General features: G+C 46.6%; 14 protein-coding genes and 2 pseudogenes. 10 read left to right on the top strand and 6 right to left on the bottom strand.

All coding sequences use genetic code 11. The annotated features are described in order from the left end of the window. Positions 1-52 precede the first annotated feature (52 nt). Together JJQ88_RS21885 and JJQ88_RS21880 are read left to right on the top strand one after the other, a co-directional pair. Positions 53-865, top strand: a pseudogene (locus JJQ88_RS21885) (HAMP domain-containing protein); the annotation flags it as partial. After that, positions 857-1,804 (top strand): methyl-accepting chemotaxis protein, encoded by a 948-nt coding sequence (locus JJQ88_RS21880; RefSeq protein ID WP_481748304.1) that lies wholly within the window; start codon positions 857-859, stop codon positions 1,802-1,804. The pseudogene JJQ88_RS21885 and the gene JJQ88_RS21880, both read left to right, overlap by 9 nt. Here JJQ88_RS21880 and JJQ88_RS12190 read toward each other — a convergent pair. Both JJQ88_RS12190 and JJQ88_RS12185 read right to left on the bottom strand, forming a co-directional pair. Further along, positions 1,751-2,089 (bottom strand): hypothetical protein, encoded by a 339-nt coding sequence (locus JJQ88_RS12190; RefSeq protein WP_349237129.1) that lies wholly within the window; start codon positions 2,087-2,089, stop codon positions 1,751-1,753. The two genes, JJQ88_RS21880 and JJQ88_RS12190, sit on opposite strands and share 54 nt — an antisense overlap. A 95-nt stretch (positions 2,090-2,184) precedes the next feature. Next, positions 2,185-2,396: pseudogene (locus tag JJQ88_RS12185) on the bottom strand (alpha-amylase family glycosyl hydrolase); the annotation flags it as partial. A gap of 236 nt (positions 2,397-2,632) precedes the next feature. On the opposite strand from JJQ88_RS12185, the gene JJQ88_RS12180 reads away from it, so the two are divergent. After that, positions 2,633-2,818, top strand: a complete 186-nt coding sequence (locus JJQ88_RS12180) for a hypothetical protein (protein WP_210366175.1) — start codon at positions 2,633-2,635, stop codon at positions 2,816-2,818. A 368-nt stretch (positions 2,819-3,186) separates the two neighbouring features. Next, positions 3,187-3,450, top strand: a complete 264-nt coding sequence (locus tag JJQ88_RS12175) for an IDEAL domain-containing protein (RefSeq protein ID WP_210366174.1) — start codon at positions 3,187-3,189, stop codon at positions 3,448-3,450. A 77-nt stretch (positions 3,451-3,527) separates the two neighbouring features. Here the strand turns inward: JJQ88_RS12175 and JJQ88_RS12170 are convergent, their stop codons facing one another. Then, entirely contained in the window at positions 3,528-4,016 is a 489-nt protein-coding gene (locus JJQ88_RS12170) for a sigma-70 family RNA polymerase sigma factor (RefSeq protein ID WP_210366173.1), read from the bottom strand. Between the two features lie 660 nt (positions 4,017-4,676). On the opposite strand from JJQ88_RS12170, the gene JJQ88_RS12165 reads away from it, so the two are divergent. Next, positions 4,677-5,225 (top strand): competence protein ComK, encoded by a 549-nt coding sequence (locus JJQ88_RS12165; RefSeq protein WP_210366172.1) that lies wholly within the window; start codon positions 4,677-4,679, stop codon positions 5,223-5,225. 67 nt (positions 5,226-5,292) lie between these two features. Here JJQ88_RS12165 and JJQ88_RS12160 read toward each other — a convergent pair whose 3' ends face one another. Then, positions 5,293-7,800, bottom strand: a complete 2,508-nt coding sequence (locus JJQ88_RS12160) for an NEW3 domain-containing protein (RefSeq protein WP_210366171.1) — start codon at positions 7,798-7,800, stop codon at positions 5,293-5,295. 358 nt (positions 7,801-8,158) lie between these two features. Between JJQ88_RS12160 and JJQ88_RS12155 the strand changes: the two genes are divergently transcribed. Genes JJQ88_RS12155 through argH form a run of 5 tightly spaced genes read left to right on the top strand, consistent with a single transcriptional unit; the run spans position 8,159 to position 14,815 of the window. Next, positions 8,159-9,370 (top strand): ROK family transcriptional regulator, encoded by a 1,212-nt coding sequence (locus JJQ88_RS12155; RefSeq protein WP_246861128.1) that lies wholly within the window; start codon positions 8,159-8,161, stop codon positions 9,368-9,370. Between the two features lie 16 nt (positions 9,371-9,386). Beyond that, on the top strand, positions 9,387-10,472 hold the full coding sequence (locus JJQ88_RS12150; protein WP_210366170.1) for an extracellular solute-binding protein: 1,086 nt from the start codon (positions 9,387-9,389) through the stop codon (positions 10,470-10,472). Positions 10,473-10,484: 12 nt separating this feature from the next. Continuing rightward, entirely contained in the window at positions 10,485-11,591 is a 1,107-nt protein-coding gene (locus JJQ88_RS12145) for an ABC transporter ATP-binding protein (RefSeq protein WP_210366169.1), read from the top strand. After that, complete coding sequence (locus tag JJQ88_RS12140) at positions 11,588-13,279, top strand: ABC transporter permease (protein WP_210366168.1); 1,692 nt, start codon at positions 11,588-11,590, stop codon at positions 13,277-13,279. Before JJQ88_RS12145 ends, JJQ88_RS12140 begins: the two co-directional genes overlap by 4 nt. 45 nt (positions 13,280-13,324) lie before the next feature. Continuing rightward, on the top strand, positions 13,325-14,815 hold the full coding sequence (argH, locus tag JJQ88_RS12135; RefSeq protein WP_210366167.1) for an argininosuccinate lyase: 1,491 nt from the start codon (positions 13,325-13,327) through the stop codon (positions 14,813-14,815). A 58-nt stretch (positions 14,816-14,873) separates the two neighbouring features. Here argH and JJQ88_RS12130 read toward each other — a convergent pair whose 3' ends face one another. Beyond that, positions 14,874-15,839: a LacI family DNA-binding transcriptional regulator gene (locus JJQ88_RS12130; protein WP_210366166.1), complete on the bottom strand. Its 966-nt coding sequence runs from the start codon at positions 15,837-15,839 to the stop codon at positions 14,874-14,876. Between the two features lie 67 nt (positions 15,840-15,906). After that, a complete protein-coding gene (locus tag JJQ88_RS12125; RefSeq protein ID WP_210366165.1) occupies positions 15,907-17,526 on the bottom strand; it encodes a glycoside hydrolase family 13 protein in 1,620 nt (539 codons plus the stop codon). Positions 17,527-17,684 lie beyond the last annotated feature (158 nt).

Here is a 17,684-nt window from a genome sequence, read left to right as displayed (position 1 = left end):
CCACAAACGATATTAGTTTTGTTATTTAATTTTAGATAAATTGGAGGCCATCATGAGAGTCAGGTCGGAGCAAAAAAATTATTACTCAACGAGTGAAAAAGACTTTGGTGAAAGCAAAATGAAGTTGAATATGAAAATCTTCTTGTTCCTTTTCGGGTTATCAGCGCTCGCAATTGGAATCATAGCGCTTTCTAGTTATGCAATCAATACTTCAAAAAATGAAGTCAATGATTTGCTCAATGAAGATTTAGTCTTTTTGTCGAATACAAAAGAAGTTTATACACAGGGATTGCAGAGAGGACAGGCTGTCCGGAACCTGATTCTTAATCCTGAAGACGACAAGGCGAAGGAGAACTTTGATGCTGCGGCAGGGAGGTCCCTTCAAATAGTGAAGGAACTAATTGCTGTGGCAGACAGATATGGACTTGGAAAAGAAATGAGCGACCTTAAGTTACTCACAGAGCAGGATATTAAAATACAGAAGCAGGTAATTGAAATTACAAAGGGGAATAAAGAGGAAGCTTTACTATTAATAAAGGAAAAGGAAACGCCGATATGGAGAGAAATAAAAGAGAAGTATTTTTCGACTGAAAAAGAAATCGTCAGTGTTTTTGAGAAGAGTCAAAAACAAACGAATAAAGACATCGAATACAATCTTATGCTAATTTATATTTTATTGGCTCTGTTTGTAGGCGTTTCTATCTTTCTGTTTTGGTATATGCGTAAAATCATTACCATGCCAATCACTCGTTTGAGTCGGGAATTCCTTCGATTAGCAAATGGAGATCTTACAATAGAACCGATGGAATCAAAAACCAAAGATGAAATTGGCATGTTGATCAGGTCTTTCAATAAAATGATCTTGGATTTAAGGCAGATGGTTACTAGAGTAAAGAACTCCGCTGAAAACGTAGCCGCTTCTTCGGAAGAATTGATGGCAGGAGCAGAGCAAACCAATAAAGCAACTGAGCATATTGCCTCAACAATGGAGCAGTTGGCGGCAAGTACAGAAAATCAAGTTATAGGTGTCCAGGAAACTTCTGTTGTAATAAATGGAATGACAGATGGTCTGAAGAATATAGCCTCAAGGGCAAATTCAGTGTCGGATTCCTCCATAGAAACTAATGACAAATCACTTACTGGTCAACTATCCATTTCTAAGGTAAAGGAGCAAATGGATTTGATCAATGAGAATGTGGACCAGCTGTCAATTTTGCTTAAAGGACTTGGTTTGCGGTCGCATGAGATCGGAAAAATTATTGAAGTGATTACCGATATTGCAGCTCAAACCAATCTTTTGGCACTCAATGCTGCAATAGAAGCTGCCCGTGCTGGAGAACATGGCCGTGGCTTTGCGGTGGTGGCAGACGAAGTAAGGAAGCTTGCCGAGCAGTCGGCCAGTTCAGCAGCGCAGATTGCAGATCTGATTACGTTCATCCAAACAGAGACAGAACAAGCTGTTTCTTCTATGGACCTTGTGACAGAGGGGGTTGGACAAGGTCTGAAAGTAGTAAACCAAGCAGGTGAGGCCTTTGAACAGATCAAGGAATCGGTGAATGGAGTTGCCGGACAACTTCAGGAAATAGCTGCTGAGGTTCAGGAATTGAGCCAGGGCACAAGTAAAGTCATTTATTCCATGGATACAGTCTCCCGCATAGTAGAAGAGAATTCTGCCGGCTCTCAGAGTGTATCTGCCGCAGCTGAAGAACAACTCGCATCAATGGAAGAAATCTCATCCTCGGCAGTTGACTTATCCAATATGGCCGAAGAACTGAATCAGACAATAGGAGAGTTCAAGGTTTAGAGCAATCTTTGGGGCCTGCTCCCCACCGCTTAAAAGCGATGGGGGGGGCAGGTCCCATTTTGTTATTTTTTTGTTGCCTGGGTAATCTGTCACTTTCCGGTTCAGCTTGATGAAGACGATGGTCAGCGGATCAATGGTCAGGGTAAGCTGGTTGAGTTTGAAGCCTGAGCTTTCAGATACTGGCTTTGTTCTGGCTTCGTCAGTGTCGGCAAGGACCTTGCAGCCCGCAAAGTTGTAGTCTCCCGCCGTCAGTGTCGGCGGTTTGTTGTCCGCATTGACTAACACATAGTAGTTCCGGTGCCATCTGTTGAAATGTTTTTGTAAGCGATCAGCAGATCGTTTCCGTTGATTTCAGTGAACTCCAGCAGGTCAGGTTATGGGAAATATTCCATTATTCCGAAGTGCGGGTTCAACTGGTCGAAATTGTTCGCCCAGTAGCCATGGTAGGCATAAGAGGAATGTCTTTAGGGTTATCGTAACGGACATCGTGCTTGATGTTTTCGACAATCGGGCTGACCCAGATTGTATTGACGCCAAGCTTGTCCAGGTAATCCAATTTCTCCGTGATATCCTTGAAATCGCCGCCCTGGTAATGCTTCGGTCGCTTTTCGATTCATAATCCAGGTTGTCCAGCGTTTGTGAAATCGTTTGTGTAAGAAGGCGAAAAGGTTCGCATAGTATGCAAACACATTTCCGTAATTTTACAGTATGTCAAATTAAAAGGGCAACACATTCCGCGTTATTATTAAAAAACAATGAATTACCTATAACAGTAGGCCGCCTGCTCTCATGTGTTGGGATCAGGCTCGACTGGACTGGTGGCCGGCAGTGTCAAAGCTTCAGATAAAGAATATCCATGTTACGGTAGATTTTCATAGGGATTGCGAACGGAAGCGCCACACAGAAAATGGAGACAGCAAGGTAATTGAAACAAAACACTGTGATTGCCCTGTGCTCCTGGATGCTCTTTCCCTTTTGGAATGGCACAATGCCCAAATGAAAATAGTTGAATGAACATGCCTGGCAATCTGAAAAGGGATTGATGTCAAATTGGGCAGAGGATCCAATCCATCATAATCTTTTTTAGGTTTTGGCGGCGGCAAAAATGGGAGGGAACGTTACAAGGAGCTTCAACGAGGTCAAGATACTGTGAACAAATAAATAAAGGGTTAAAATGTGAAAGCATTTATTTTTGCGGATATCAAAGACAGTTTTCTTCACGGAAACTCGGAGCTGGTGCCAGGAAAAGTGAAGAGGGAAGGTGATTGCCATGTTTTTATGGATCAAATCATTTCGATAATAACTCTAAGAGGTTATTTTTCTTGAAAATTGGGTAAATAGTAACTAATTAAGAACCCAAAAGAAAGTAGGGATTGGCTATGATGAATGACAAGAATTCCAATTTTTATAAACAGGAAGCGGACTTGAATTTATACGCAGATACTATGAATGATCCTGATAATACGAATATGATCCTGACCCGGGAAAAGACAAGGTATACCGAAGGTGCGAATGCGATCATCGAGAAAGTGCAAAAGGAATTCCTTGAAAGGAAACGAAACGAGGAAATTGACCTTGCCCTGGAAAAAAAGGATAAAAAGAGATTCATGGAGTTGACTTCGGAAAACTGGAAGGATGTCCTGTAAATTGAAAATGAGCAGACGATTGGAAGGATAACGAGCCTGGAACCGCGCATGTTGAATCGGTTTCAGGCTCAATTTTTTTAGTTCGTACTTGAGTGTCGGCTCCTTAATTTTTTCAAGGCCCCTGCACGCCATTGCTTCACAGCGGATGGGGAGACATTTTCTTTTTCAGCAATATCCTTTACTGACAGGAAATCGATGAAGTGGTATAAAACCCATTTTGTTTCTTTTTCGCTCAAACCATTGCAATAGCCAAGCAGAATCTCCGTTTCAAGCGGATTTCCAGGATAATACTCCTCAACAGTTTCCCAGTATTCCTCTTTTGGGTGCACGACCCGTTCCTCGCGCCTGATATTTCTGTTCATTTCATTCAAAATTTGTCCCCTTACATACGTGAAAGCATAGTTCAAGAACCCGCCTTTATCCGGATTGTAAGTGTTTGCTGCTTCCCAAAGGCCTGTCCGTCCGATCTGCAGATACTCATCTCTGTCCTTATAAATATGAAGGGAGTTGATGATCTTGTGGATCATTGGCTCATACTGTTCTGCCAGCTGCTGAAAACTGTCCATTTGCGTACCCTTTCAGGCCGCGCGCGTTCCAATGTATTCCCGGGTAACTAAAACATACTTCGGGGAGCTATGGATGAGCCAATCTTGAAAATTCAATTTTCATAGGCTAAATCATCAATTTTGAATCCTTTTTGGCTTCAAAATTGATTTTTCGAGGAAAAAGGGAAATTTTCAAACAGAAGGCATAAGAAAACCGGGCTTAATTGTGACATTTTTTCAACAAAGAAGGAAAAATAATTTTTCCGCAAAGTGATACACGGAATTAACAGTGACAATAGGGGGAAGGGGGTATTTTTTCAGCGGATGTAACCGAAAAAGAGCTCAATAATGAGCTCGTGGTAAAAGTGAAGTTTACATTATACTAATAAAATAAAATCATGGCAATATTCCATAATGACTATTTGGCTTGCAAGTAAATAATTATCCTAAGATAAGATTTACAATTTAAGACAGCAATTACTATAATATACCTGTAGGGGTTTTGTTGAATTTTGGCAAATAACCATGATTTTAGCAAGTGAGGAGGAGGATTCCATCAAGAAACAAAAAAAGACACGGGAAGACGTCATGGCCGACAATCCCGTGGCTTCGTGTTGGGTATACCAACTATGTAAGTATACCCTTATCTCTGTAAAAAACAAGATGGCGGAGGGGTAAATATTGAGGACAGACTATATCGTTAATCAGGAAACAGTCTTATTAACAGGCGAATATGATCGATTTGGCAAGCTTTGCACACGAGTGATCGAGGGGAAAGAGACATTCCTTGTGAAGAAGAAACCTCTGGAAATCATCAATGAAACCTTGCTTGGCCTTGGTTCCGATTTCCGCGGGGGGAGGGAGAGTTCCAAGAAAATCCTTGGCACCACTCATATGTGTCCGATCAAAATCAATTGCCAATTAGGAATCTGGCTGTTCCCGACAAAATCATATAACCATGATTTTTGTGTCTGGTTCTCGCTGAATCATGTGAAAAGGACAAAGGCAAGGGGCATCCGGAAAACAGAGGTATTTCTCAGCTATGGCCATAGCTTTGTGATCGGCATGAAGGAATCCTCCTTCAATAACAAACGCCAAAAAGCGGAGGATCTCAGGGAAGAAATGCTCAAGAATTCCAAAGGCCCATTGACGTATTACATTGAAGAACCACGGAAAGGAATCAATATCCGGGAAGACGAAGGAGAAAATCCGTACAAAATCAAATCATAACAAAAGAAGCAGGGGAAAATTCTCCTGCTTCAGCCAATTTGTGAAGCAGGAGAACCGTCCCCCTGCTTCATTCTGATCCGTAGCTGATCAGGTTGGTGAAGATGCGATATCCGCCTGGTACTTGGCTTTGGATTTGCCGGTAGAATACTAGGTTGGTGTACAGGTAGGTACCTTTCCCGTATTTGGCCATCAGGATGCCGCCGTCAAAAGGCGCTTCATTCGGATCGGCCATGCTGACGAAGGTTTCGTATTGCGGTGCCCACGCCATCGGGTAGTACAGTCCTCTTTCCTGCACCCAGTTATCCCAGTCGCTGCCGGTAATTTTGTTCGGATAGTTGAAAAGCGGCGAGTCGGGCTTCAGCACATTAACCGCTGCGTTTTCGTCTGTCACCCTCCATTTAATTGAAGGATTTCCAATCGTTAATGGATAAGGTGCGGTCGTATCTTTATTCCAGCCATCATTTGGCTTGTGGTATTGGACGACCAAATGGCCGCCATCTTCAACGAATTTCAGGAGACGTGCGTTGTTTGCCAGCAGGTCGGCCCTTGATAGATACGCACGGATTCCGACAACGATCGTGTCAAACTGGTTCAGGTCTCCTTCAGCCAGATCAGATTCGGTCAGCTTCGTGATGTCCAGGCCGGCATTCGTTAAATAATCGGCTACTTTATCAAAGCCGCTGTCGATATAGCCAACCTTCAGATTGTCGTTTTTCAGTAATTCAAACGCAACCCCTTTCACTGTGGCCGGGTACTGGTAGTAGAAGGTGCCAATATGGCCATATTGGATTTCCTGGATGGTTGAATCGAATGACTTCCCGTTGACTGTGGCTTCCGCTGCGATTTCAAAGTTTCCTTCCGTGATTCCTGCTGGCGGTGTCAGTGTGAAAGCCACTTCTTTTTCTTCCAATTGGCTGTTGAAGTCAACAGTGGCTGTCTTCGGTTCGACTTCCCAGCCGGCAGGGACTTTCAATGAAACGGCCGCCTGGCTATTCCCGTCTACATAATTTTTGACCTTCGCTGTTACCGGAATTTGTTTCTGGACATCTGCGGTGTTGACGATGATGTCTTCGGGCGACAGGGTAACAGCAGCGTCAGGCAGGACAGCGATCGTCCCTTCCAGCTCCTGGGTTTTTACCGTTTTGGATCCTCCATTGACAAAACCCACTTCAGCCTTTAATGCGGGTTCATCGTACGGATGGTAGAACTCGGCATCTTCCGGTACCTTCACCTGGTACGTGACTTCAGCCGATTCGCCTGGCTCGAGCGTGCCGGCCTGGTCAGCGGATGCTACCGTCCATCCATCAGGGGCAGTCAGCGCGACCTTCGCATGCTCCAGTTCGTGGCTGCCGTTATTCTTCAAGGATACTGTAACAGTCGTTTCGGCGCCTTTTGTAAGCGCGTTTTCTGCTGCGGCAGCCGTTACCTCAAGGCTTGAGGAGACGAAGCTCGCTTGCTGCAGTTGTTCTTCTTTCAAGCTCAGCTTGTGGAGCAAATCCGTTTTCAATGATTCATCAAGGGCTGCTTTCTCTGTTTTCATCTGTAAAAGGCGAACTGCCTTCAATGCCTTTTGTGTCTTGGCAAAAACGGCATCCCTGTCAGGATAGGCATCAACGATGGCGTTTAAATCCTTCTGGAGTTTCGTTAAATGGACCTTTAAATCGTTCGTGTTTTTCGGCAGAAGCTGGGCCCATTCTGCGAAATCATATGGAATGCCTTCGAAAAGCTCCGTGCTGCCATTTGAGTTTGTTTTGTCAAAAAGCAATTCGAGGTGTACCTGCCTCGGTTCAGCAGGAATATCCTTGCCCATTCCCTGGCTTTTGTGCATATAACGGGACTCCTCGCCAAGCTGAGGATAAGTCATATTGTAAATAGGGTCATACATGCCGATTTCGATTGAAGTTGTGGCTGTATCCTTCGAAGCAGCAGGAAGGAAGAGCTTTTTAGCCTGCCAGACGGATAGTCCATCCTTCAATTGTTCCGGGTAGATCTCTGGATCCGCAGCATCCTTGAAGGCGCGTTCGCTGAGGATTTCCATTGCCCGGTGATGTCCGTGCTGGCTATGGTCATTCCGGAAGGAAGGCATGATGATATCAGGCTGATATGTGCGGATGAACCGGATCAACCTTTCATATGTGAGATCCTCGCCCCATTTTTCCAGTGTTTCTTCAGGGCTTTTGGAAAAACCGAAGTCATAGATCGGGTCGGAGGTGGTTTCGCTTAGGTGGTAGGCTTTGACTCCAGTAATCTTGGAGGCTTCAATCATTTCACGGGAGCGGATGATACCAAGTGCATTCCCTAATTCATTGCCGATTTCATTCTGTCCGCCCTCACCGCGATTGGCAATCAGGCTTGCTGTCGTGACGCCGAGACCCCTTGACAGATAGGCAAGGAAATCGCTCCGCTCATCATCTGGATGGGCGCCGGTGTTCAGGAAGGTGACCGTTGTTTCAAGAGGTTTGACCGCATTCCACAGGTCGACATCTGGTTCATTGGTCTCAAGTGCCGTCCCGCTCACAGGCAGCAGGGAAACAACGAGAAGGAAAGAAAGCAATCCGATAAAAATCTTACGCATTTTGTAACCCCTTTCATTTTTAAATAAGTGGAACAACGACGAAAACACTCCTTTCCAAAGTATGTATTGTTAGTTAATCTACTTAACTAACTAGAGGGAATCCTCTCATTACAAGATAAACACAGCCAAATAATATTGTAAATCAAATAATTATCAGAAAATTAAAAATAGTAATTAAGACCTAAACCCATCCCTTGCTAGCAATCTCAGATGTGAATAATCCAAATCATTCGGAATATAAGTGAAAAGGACTGTTTTTAAATTTTCTAAAAATTCTCTTGTAAACGATTACAAGATAGGATATATTTTTAGTTAATTAGTAAAACTTACTAACCAAAAAGATTAAGGCCGTGATGTTATGAAGGGAAGTAGAACACCGATACAGCTGAAATCACTCAATAAAAAAAGAGTCCTTCAGTGTATCCAGGAAAGTGCACCTGTTTCAAGGGCGGAAATAGCAGCAAAGATCAAAATCAGCAAGCCGACCGTTTCGTTAATAGTCGATGAACTGCTCCAGGAACAATGGATCGTGGAAAAAGGAATCGGCGAGTCAACGTCGCAAGGCGGGAGACGTCCGATCCAGCTTTACTTCAACGAAAAAGCAGCATACATAATTGGTACCGACATCGGCGGGACAAAAGTGAAGACAGTCATCTGTGACTTGAACGGCAACATGATTGCGAGCAGCAGCTTCAGTACCCGTCAATACCTTGAATCAGGGCTTTTGAAGCAAGTGGCGAGGGAAATCGATATGATGGTTGAAAAAGAATCGATCGACCCTGGGAAAATTTTAGGCATGGGCGCGGGGGTTCCTGGAATCACCGATACAGCAAACGGAGTCGTCATCGAGGCGCCAAGCCTCAATTGGGTCCGTTATCCGTTCATCAGGGAAGCAGGGCGGTTTTTCCCATTCCCGGTCCATGTCGACAATGATGTCAATGTCGCTGCGCTTGGCGAACAGTGGCTTGGCAATGCGAGAGACAAGCAGAATGTTCTTTTTATCGCCGTGGGAACCGGAATCGGCAGCGGCATCCTCATCAATAACCAACTTTACCGTGGGGCAACAGGCGCCGCTGGCGAGATGGGGTATATGGTCACAGATAAAAACGATTTGAAAAATGAGTTCAAGCCGGTTTTCCACCGCTACGGCTATCTTGAGAGTGTAGCTGGCGGGAAGTCGATCGTTGACAGGATGACAGAATGCATCCAAAAGGAACCGGAACATCCATTGCACAAACAGGCGCTGGAAGAGGAACTTTCCGGGGAGATGGCCTTCAGGCTGGCAAAGGCAGGCGACAAAATCGCCATCCATGTCATAGAAGAAGCGATTGAGCACCTGGCATACGGAATCGTCAATGCTGCCAGTTTGCTAAATCCGCAGATTGTCATTTTAGGAGGTGGTGTCTTAAAATCATCCGAATTCATCCTGCCGAGGCTGCGTGAAATCGTGAATCAATACCTTCCAAGTCCAGTAGAGTTGAAAACCTCCCAATTGGGGGACAATGCAGGTGTCCTGGGCGCAGTATCCCTTTTCATGAGGGAACATGAAAGTTTGGTCAAATACAATTGATTAGGGGGAATCTTTTATGAAAAACAAGAAAAAAGTTTCGATTATCACGGCGCTGACTTTGTCCGCGACACTGCTTCTGTCAGCGTGCGGTTCAGAGGGAAGCTCAAGCAAGCCAGCTGGAGACAAAGACAAAAAGAAGCTGGAAGATAAGGTTGTTATTTATTCACCGCATGGAAAAGATATTTTATCAGAATTCGAGAAACAATTCGAAGACAAGTATGGAGTCGATGTTGAATGGCTTGACATGGGATCCCAGGAAGTCCTCGACCGTGTCCGCTCCGAGAAAAATAACCCGCAGGCCGATGTATGGTGGGGAGCGCCTTCTGTCATGTTCGACCAGGCAAAGGATGAAGGGCTGCTGGAGCCTTACGAACCATCGTATGCCGGCGCGCTGGCGGAAGGCTTCCGCGATCCTGAGTGGCACTGGTCAGGAACGAGCCAGACGCCAGAAGTCATCATGTACAACAGCAAGGAGCTTTCAAAGGAAGAAGCGCCAAAGGATTGGGATGAACTGCTTGATCCTAAATGGAAGGATGAAATCATCATCCGCTATCCACTGGCATCCGGCACGATGAGAACCATCTTCTCGGCAATGATTTACCGCGATTTCCAGGATTCCCAGGACCCGGCGAAGGGATATGAGTGGCTTGAAAAGCTGGATGCGAACACAAAGGAATACTCCGCGAATCCGGAAATGATGTACAGCAAGGTTGCAAAGGGAGAAGGTTCCGTATCTGTCTGGGCAATGCCTGACGTGGTCATGCTGAAGGAAAACAAGAATTATCCATTTGAGTTCATCGTGCCTGAAAGCGGAACGCCTGTCCTCACTGAAGGGATCGCATTGGTTAAGAATGGCCAGCATCCGAAAGCCGCAGAAGCTTTCTATGAATTCGTCAATACTCCGGAGGCCGCAAAGCTTTTAGCTGAAAAATACTACCGGATCCCTACTAGGGACGATGTCAAAGACCTGCCGAAATGGATCACGGATACAGAAATCAAGCCAATGGATATTGACTGGAAAGTATTCCAGGAGCGCAGTGATGAGTGGATGAAGTATTGGGATGAGAACATAAAGAGCGGTGACAAAGAAATCAAGGAATAGGAAGTGTAAGGTATGGCGTCGATTAAAATAGAAAATGTCCAAAAAGCCTTCGGGAAGGTCATTGCAGTAGATCAATTGAACCTCGAGATCAAGGATGGGGAATTCTTTACGTTCCTCGGTCCAAGCGGCTGCGGCAAGACAACGACCCTCCGGATGATTGCGGGATTCTACTATCCTACCAAGGGTGTGGTGCGATTTGGCGAAAAAGATATGACGCGTGTACCTCCAGAAAAAAGAAATACGGGCATGGTTTTTCAAAACTATGCCCTTTTTCCTCACATGACGGTTTTTGAAAATGTCGCTTTTGGGTTGAAGGTAAGGAAAGTCGGCTCCAGTGAGTTGAAAGCCCGCGTCCAGGAAGTGCTTCGAAAAGTGCGGCTTGAGAAATACGCAGATCGTCAGGTGAGTCAATTAAGTGGAGGACAACAGCAGCGTGTCGCCCTTGCCAGGGCACTGGTGATCGAACCGGAAATTTTATTGCTGGATGAGCCGCTGAGCAATCTGGATGCCAAACTGCGTGATGAAATGCGCAGCGAAATCCTCCGGCTGCAAAAAGAATACAATATCACGACGATTTATGTCACGCATGACCAGGCCGAAGCCTTGTCGATGAGTGACCGGATCGCTGTCTTCAACTTCGGTGTCTGCCATCAGGTGGGGACTCCATCGGAAATCTATAATGAGCCTGCCAATGATTTCGTTGCCAGTTTCATTGGCGAAATCAATCTTTTGCCTGTGAAAATCGGAAAGGTCAGTGAAGAGACGATCAGCGTGTTCACAACTGGCGAAGCGGGTGTGAACAATTTCACTGTACATAACTCACCTTTTAATTTCAGCAGCGATCACCAGGGACGAGAGCTGGCGCTTTCCATCCGCCCGGAATCGGTCAAGATTTTGACGGAACATGCCGACAGGCCGAATGTGTTCAAAGGGAAGGTCGAGGAGGTCCAGTTTTTCGGGACGATCATCAATGCGAATGTCAGGGTGAATGGGCTGCTGCTGGAGGTTAACCTGCTGAACCATATATCCGCGAACCTGAAGCCAGGCGCAGAAGTCTGGGTGGAACTTCCAGAAGACCAGATCCGGCTGATTCCGGTCATAAGCGGTGATGTGTCATGATGAAGAACCGCGAACACCGCCTTACATTGATTTTATTGCTTCCTGTACTGCTTGTCTTGATTGCTTATGTCCTCTATCCTTCGCTTCGTACCATTATGGAGAGCTTAAACAGGGATGGCAGCTTTACGCTTGTGAACTATCAGGATTTTTTCACGCAGGAATCGAAGACAAACCTGGAAGCACTATGGAATTCTGTGTATATTTCGGTCCTGAGCGTCCTTGCCAGTGCAGCAATCGGCATTCCGCTGGCATTCATCTTCAACCGCTATGATTTTCCGGGTAGAAGCTTTTTCTCGACGGCGGCGATCATGCCGATTGTCCTTCCTTCCCTGGTAGGGGTCATGGCATTCATGTTCCTTTATGGAGAAACAGGGCTTGTGCCGAACGCGATCAAGGATCTGTTCGGCCTTGAAAAAGTTCCTTTCAAAATCGGCGGCATTTCGGGCATCCTGATTGTCCATGCCTATACGATGTATGTTTACTTTTACATGACGGTATCGTCAGCGATCAATAAAATCGATCCGTCGCTGGAGGAATCTGCCTACAACCTTGGTGCAAGTCGCTTCCAGGTGTTCTGGAAGGTGACGTTCCCGCTGCTGACTCCGGCCATAGTTGCCGCATCGCTGCTCGTGTTCATGATTTCGATGGCCTCGTTCAGTGCGCCGTTCTTGCTGGCAGGGGGCTTCCGGGTCCTGAGTCTGCAAATTTACTTTTCCAAAATAAATGGCGATTTGGAAGTCGCGGCAACGCAATCGGTCATCCTCTCGATTGTCTCGATTTCCTTCCTGCTCTTCATGCGCTGGTACCAGAACCGTAAGGATTACCGGATGGCGACAAAGGGAATCGGGGCGCACCGCAGCGAAGTGAGCAACCCGGTGTTGAAATGGGCATTGGTCCTTTGCGGCGTCATCGGCGTCATCGTCCTGCTCCTGCCTCATTTCACGATCCTGCTACTGTCGCTTGTGCCTGACGGAACGTGGACCTGGCAGACATATCCGTCCGTTTTCAGCTTTGAGAACTACCGGCTGCTGCTTGAAGATCCGAATATTTTCAAGCCATTGAAAAACAGCTTGATCCTATCCTTTATCGCCACAGCAGGGAACCTTGTCTTTGGTGTCCTGGCATCCTATGTGCTTGTCAAAAGGAAATTCGTCGGAAAAAGCCTGGTCGACATCCTCGTGATGATTCCATGGGCGCTGCCTGCGACCGTCATTGGGATGAACTTGATCTTTGCCTTCAATGAACCGAACGTTTTCTCATTCGGGAACATCCTTGTCGGCACGTTCTGGATCCTGCCGCTGGCTTATTTCATCCGGCATATCCCGCTGGTTGTCCGTTCGACGAATGCTGTCCTTGAGCAGCTGGATGATTCGATTGAAGAAGCATCAAGGAGCCTTGGGGCGAAATGGTCCTACACTTTCAGGAGAGTGATCCTGCCGATCATCATGCCAGGAGTCCTGTCTGGAACATTGCTTGCTTTCGTCGAATCGGTTGGCGAGTTTCCGACATCCGTTTTGCTGTATACGCTGTCGAACCGCCCGATTTCCATTGAAATCATGAACCAGCTGCGGATGTTCAACATGGGACAGGCGGCTGCTTATGGAATGATCCAAATCATGCTGATTGCCCTTGTCCTGTTTATCTCGAACCGATTCTTCGGCGTGAAGGCAGAGAAGTCATTGTCATAACGAATAACCGGCACTTATTTTTGCCGTAAAAGTGGAGATGAAAAAATGAACAAGCTAGAAGATTTTATCAAACAAGAGGGAGCTGCTTTTCCGGGAAAAACCTATGTAGAAGAGCTGTTGAAGCCTGTTTTCAATGACCAGCGCGACTATTTGTTCCATGTCATGTTCGACATCCACCGCGCGCATGTGATCATGCTGGCAGAGCAAGGGATCATTGAAAAGGAAGAAGCGAAAGTCATGCTCGGCGGAATCAATAAGGTGGCAAAGACCGATATCGGCCAGCTAAGCTACCAGCCCCAGTTCGAGGATCTTTTTTTCATGATGGAAGCGAAGATTGGCGAAGAAATCGGGGAGGAGCTCGCAGGCAAGATCCATATCGGCCGCAGCCGCAATGACATGGGTGTAGCCATGTATCGGCTGGTGCTTAGAGAGCACCTGGTGAACCTGCTGGGGAATGCTTATCAATTATGCGAGGCTCTCCTTGAACAGGCAGATCGGCATACGGAGACGGTAATGACAGGATATACACATACACAGCCGGCACAGCCGACGACCCTGGGCCATTACTTCCTTGCCATCCATGATGTCCTGAACCGTGATATGAAGAGGCTTTGGTCTGCCTATGGCACCGTCAACCAGTCGCCGCTCGGGGCAGCTGCCCTGACGACGACCGGCTTCCCGATCAGCCGCAGCCGTACATGTGAATTGCTCGGCTTCGATAAAATCGTGGAGAACTCCTACGATTCGATCGGCGGAGCGGACTATCTGCTCGAGACAGCATCCGCGCTCATGACAAGCATGATTGATACCGGCAGGTGGATCCAGGATTTCCTTCAGCATGTCACGCGGGAGTTCGGTACTTTTTACGTGGCCGATCCGTATGTGCAATGCAGCAGCATCATGCCGCAAAAAAGGAACCCTGTATCGATCGAGCATTCGCGTTCGATTGCGAGCAGCGCGTATGGGGATGCCCTCGCTGCCATGAACATGGTGCACAATACACCGTTCGGCGATATCGTCGATACCGAAGATGATTTGCAGCCGCACCTGTATCGCGCCTTCAATAACGCGAACCGCGTCTGGAAGCTGATGTACGCGGTCATCGCCACCCTGAAGGTGAATGGCGAACACACAAAAGAGATGGCGAAGAAATCGAGCATCACGATTACCGAGCTCGCAGACACACTGGCGCGCGAATACGGTGTCCCGTTCCGGAAAGCCCATTCCATCGCCAGCCATATTTCAAAAATGACCATAAAGGCCGGCAAAGAATTATATGAATGGAAGGTAGAAGACATCAATGACGTCATCAGCCAATTCGTCGATGTCTCGCTATCTGAAGCAGAATGGCAAAAAATCATCTCCCCGGAGTACTTCATTGAAATCCGCAGCATCCAGGGTGGACCGAATCCCCAGGAAGTCAGAAGGATGATCGGGGAGAGGAAGCAAAGACTCACCAATGAACTTGGGAACTACAGTGAAGTGGTCCGGAAGCTTGACAGCAAACGAGAAGAGCTGCTGAATTTCAAATTATAAAGCACAAAAGGTGCCTGACCCTCCCGCCGCTTCAAAGCAGCAGGAGGCAGGCACCTTTTTATACAGTCCCAACTGAATCCCCCGGAATTAGGGTGACATAAATCCTTTCATCTTCGACCGGTTCATTCGCGATCAGTTTCAATAAATGCTCAGCGGAGACCGCGCCCCATTTCCGCTCGGAATAATCGATTGTTGCTAGTCTCGGCTGAGTGTATTGGGAAAGTTCGATATTGTCAAAGCCGATGATATGGATGTCCTTGCCGATTTGATACTCCGTTTTGGCAAGGTAATTATACATGCCGATGGCCATTTCGTCGTTCAGGCAGAAAACCGCGGCTGGCCCGGTGTATTCACGGACGATGTGCTCCGCTGCCAGTTCGCCTGCTGGTTTGTTGAAATCCCCGGGAATTTCCTCATACTCTACGTCGGCGAATCGTTCGACAGCCTGGCGGACTGCGATGATCCGTTGATGGGCATCATAAGAACCTTCCGGGCCTTTAACTGCATAAATCTTCCGGTGTCCTTTCTCGATCAGGTAATCGACTGCCAGTGTGGCGCCAGCAGTGTTATCTAACAGCACCTGGTTAATATTCGGGTGATCCAATTCCCTATCCATCACGACGAGCTTGTGTCCGGAATCCGCGTGTTTAATCAGTTCATCGCTCGAAAAAGAAAAATCAAGGACAATCGCTCCGTCAATCATTCGTTCCGGAATGAAACGGTGAGATTCTTTGCCGCTGCAGACAATCAGCTCATAGCCCTTGCTGCTAAGAGCATCCTGGATTCCCTGCAGAAGCTGACCATAGAAAGCCCCTCCATAATTGGTCAAAAACACGCCGATGATTTTCGTTTCCCGTTTTTTCAATGAGCGGGCTGCAGCATTTGGAACATAGTTCAACTCCTTGGCTATCGCAAGGATTTTTGCCGCCGTCTCTTCTGTGACCTTCGGACTGCCGTTCAGAGCATAGGAAACAGTTGAGATCGAGACACCCGCCATTTTCGCAATATCTTTTATACCTACCACAATTCTCTCTCCTGTCTCTTCAGTAAGCTTATTTATTATTATACATTGTAAGGGTAGCCATCTATAGTCAATTTTTTACTTTATATACTGCTACTTCGTATGGCCGTAATGTCTGGTTTGTGATTGGGGAGCCATAATTTTGAAGCATGATCTCTCCTTCTGCAATTGTTCCGAGGAGGCGGGAATGAGTTTTCTTGCCGGAAAAATTGCAGGCTACATACCATTTTTCACCTTCAAACGTCCTAGAATAGGAGAATATCTCCTTTTCGCTTTCAAGCAATTCATAATCGCCATATATGAGAGCATCATTGCTTTTTCTCAGAGAAATCAGCTTTTTGTAAAAATGGAAGATTGATTTATCCGCAGTCATGTCAGCCATTGCATTGATTTCGGTGAAGTTCGGATTGAGTTCGATCCAGGGGGTACCGGTTGTAAAGCCGCTATTCTTGCCAGCATCCCACTGCATCGGTGTCCGGGCGTTATCCCGTCCTTTCGCGTAGATCGATTCCATGATGTCTTCATGCTGGAAGCCTTTCTCTAAACGGTCATGATACAGATGGATCGTTTCAATATCACGGTAAAAAGAAAGCTTAGGGAAGCGAACATTCGTCATCCCGATTTCTTCCCCCTGATAAATATAAGGAGTTCCCCTCATACAATGAAGAAGGGCTGCAAGCATCGTGGCACTTTCATAACGATATTCTTTATCATTGCCCCATCTTGAGACAATCCTGGGCTGGTCATGGTTGCACCAGAATAGGCTGTTCCATCCTTTCTCCAGGAGTCCAAGCTGCCATTTGGACAAGACATTTTTTAAATCATCAAGTTCTAGCGCCTTAATATCCCACTTCTGCTTGCCTGCTTCTTCGTCCAGGGCAATATGTTCAAACGAAAAGACCATATCCAATTCTTTACGACTGGCGTCTGTATAAAGAAGAGCCTGTTCCAAATCCGCTCCGCCCGTTTCGCCGACGGTGACAACATCTGCGCCTTCCAGGACTTCCCGATGCATTTCCTGCAAATATTCATGCAGCAGGGGGCCATTGCCAATGATGTCCTTGTCAATTTCCTTGGCAATCAGGTCGATGACATCAAAGCGGAAGCCCTTGATTCCTTTGGCGATCCAGAAACGCATCACGTCATAAATGGACTGGCGGACAGGTGGATGGTGCCAATTCAGGTCCGGCTGTTTTTTGCTGAACATATGCAAATAATATTGGTCTGTCTTCGAGTCATACTCCCACGCACTGCCACCGAAAAAAGACGCTAACTCACTCGGCTTTCCGGCATCCCTGCCATCTCTCCAAATATAAAAATCTCTGTAACGGTTCTGCTTGCTGCTTCTCGATTCGATGAACCACGGATGCTCATTCGATGTATGATTCGCGACAATGTCCATCATGATAGCAATCCCTCGTTTCCCTGCTTCAGAAATGAGCAGCTCCATATCAGCCATGGTCCCAAATTCAGGGTGGATCCGGCAATAGTCGCTGATGTCATAGACGTTATCTTCATTCGGTGAAGCATAGACAGGACAAAGCCATATGAGATCCGCGCCGAGGGCATGGATGTAGTCGAGTTTGGAAATCAGCCCCTGCAAATCGCCGATGCCATCGCCATCCGAATCCATGAAGCTTCTCGGATAGACCTGGTATACAACGCTTTTATGCCACCACTTCGTTTCCATGAAAATGTCACCTCCAATATGTGGATCATTAAGGGATAGAAAGAGGAAGCGGCCAGGCTGGCCGCTTATTTGTTTTTCATCGTAATTTGTTTAGGGACATTATTCAAAGTCGATTTAAGCCGAGTCCATCGCCATACTGGCAGCTTAAAACGCTTCTG

The organism is Bacillus sp. REN3, assembly GCF_017912555.1.
Lineage (GTDB): Bacteria > Bacillota > Bacilli > Bacillales > Cytobacillaceae > Mesobacillus.
The sequence above is the reverse complement of the archived record's forward strand: the minus strand, read 5'-3'. Positions and strand labels throughout refer to the sequence as shown.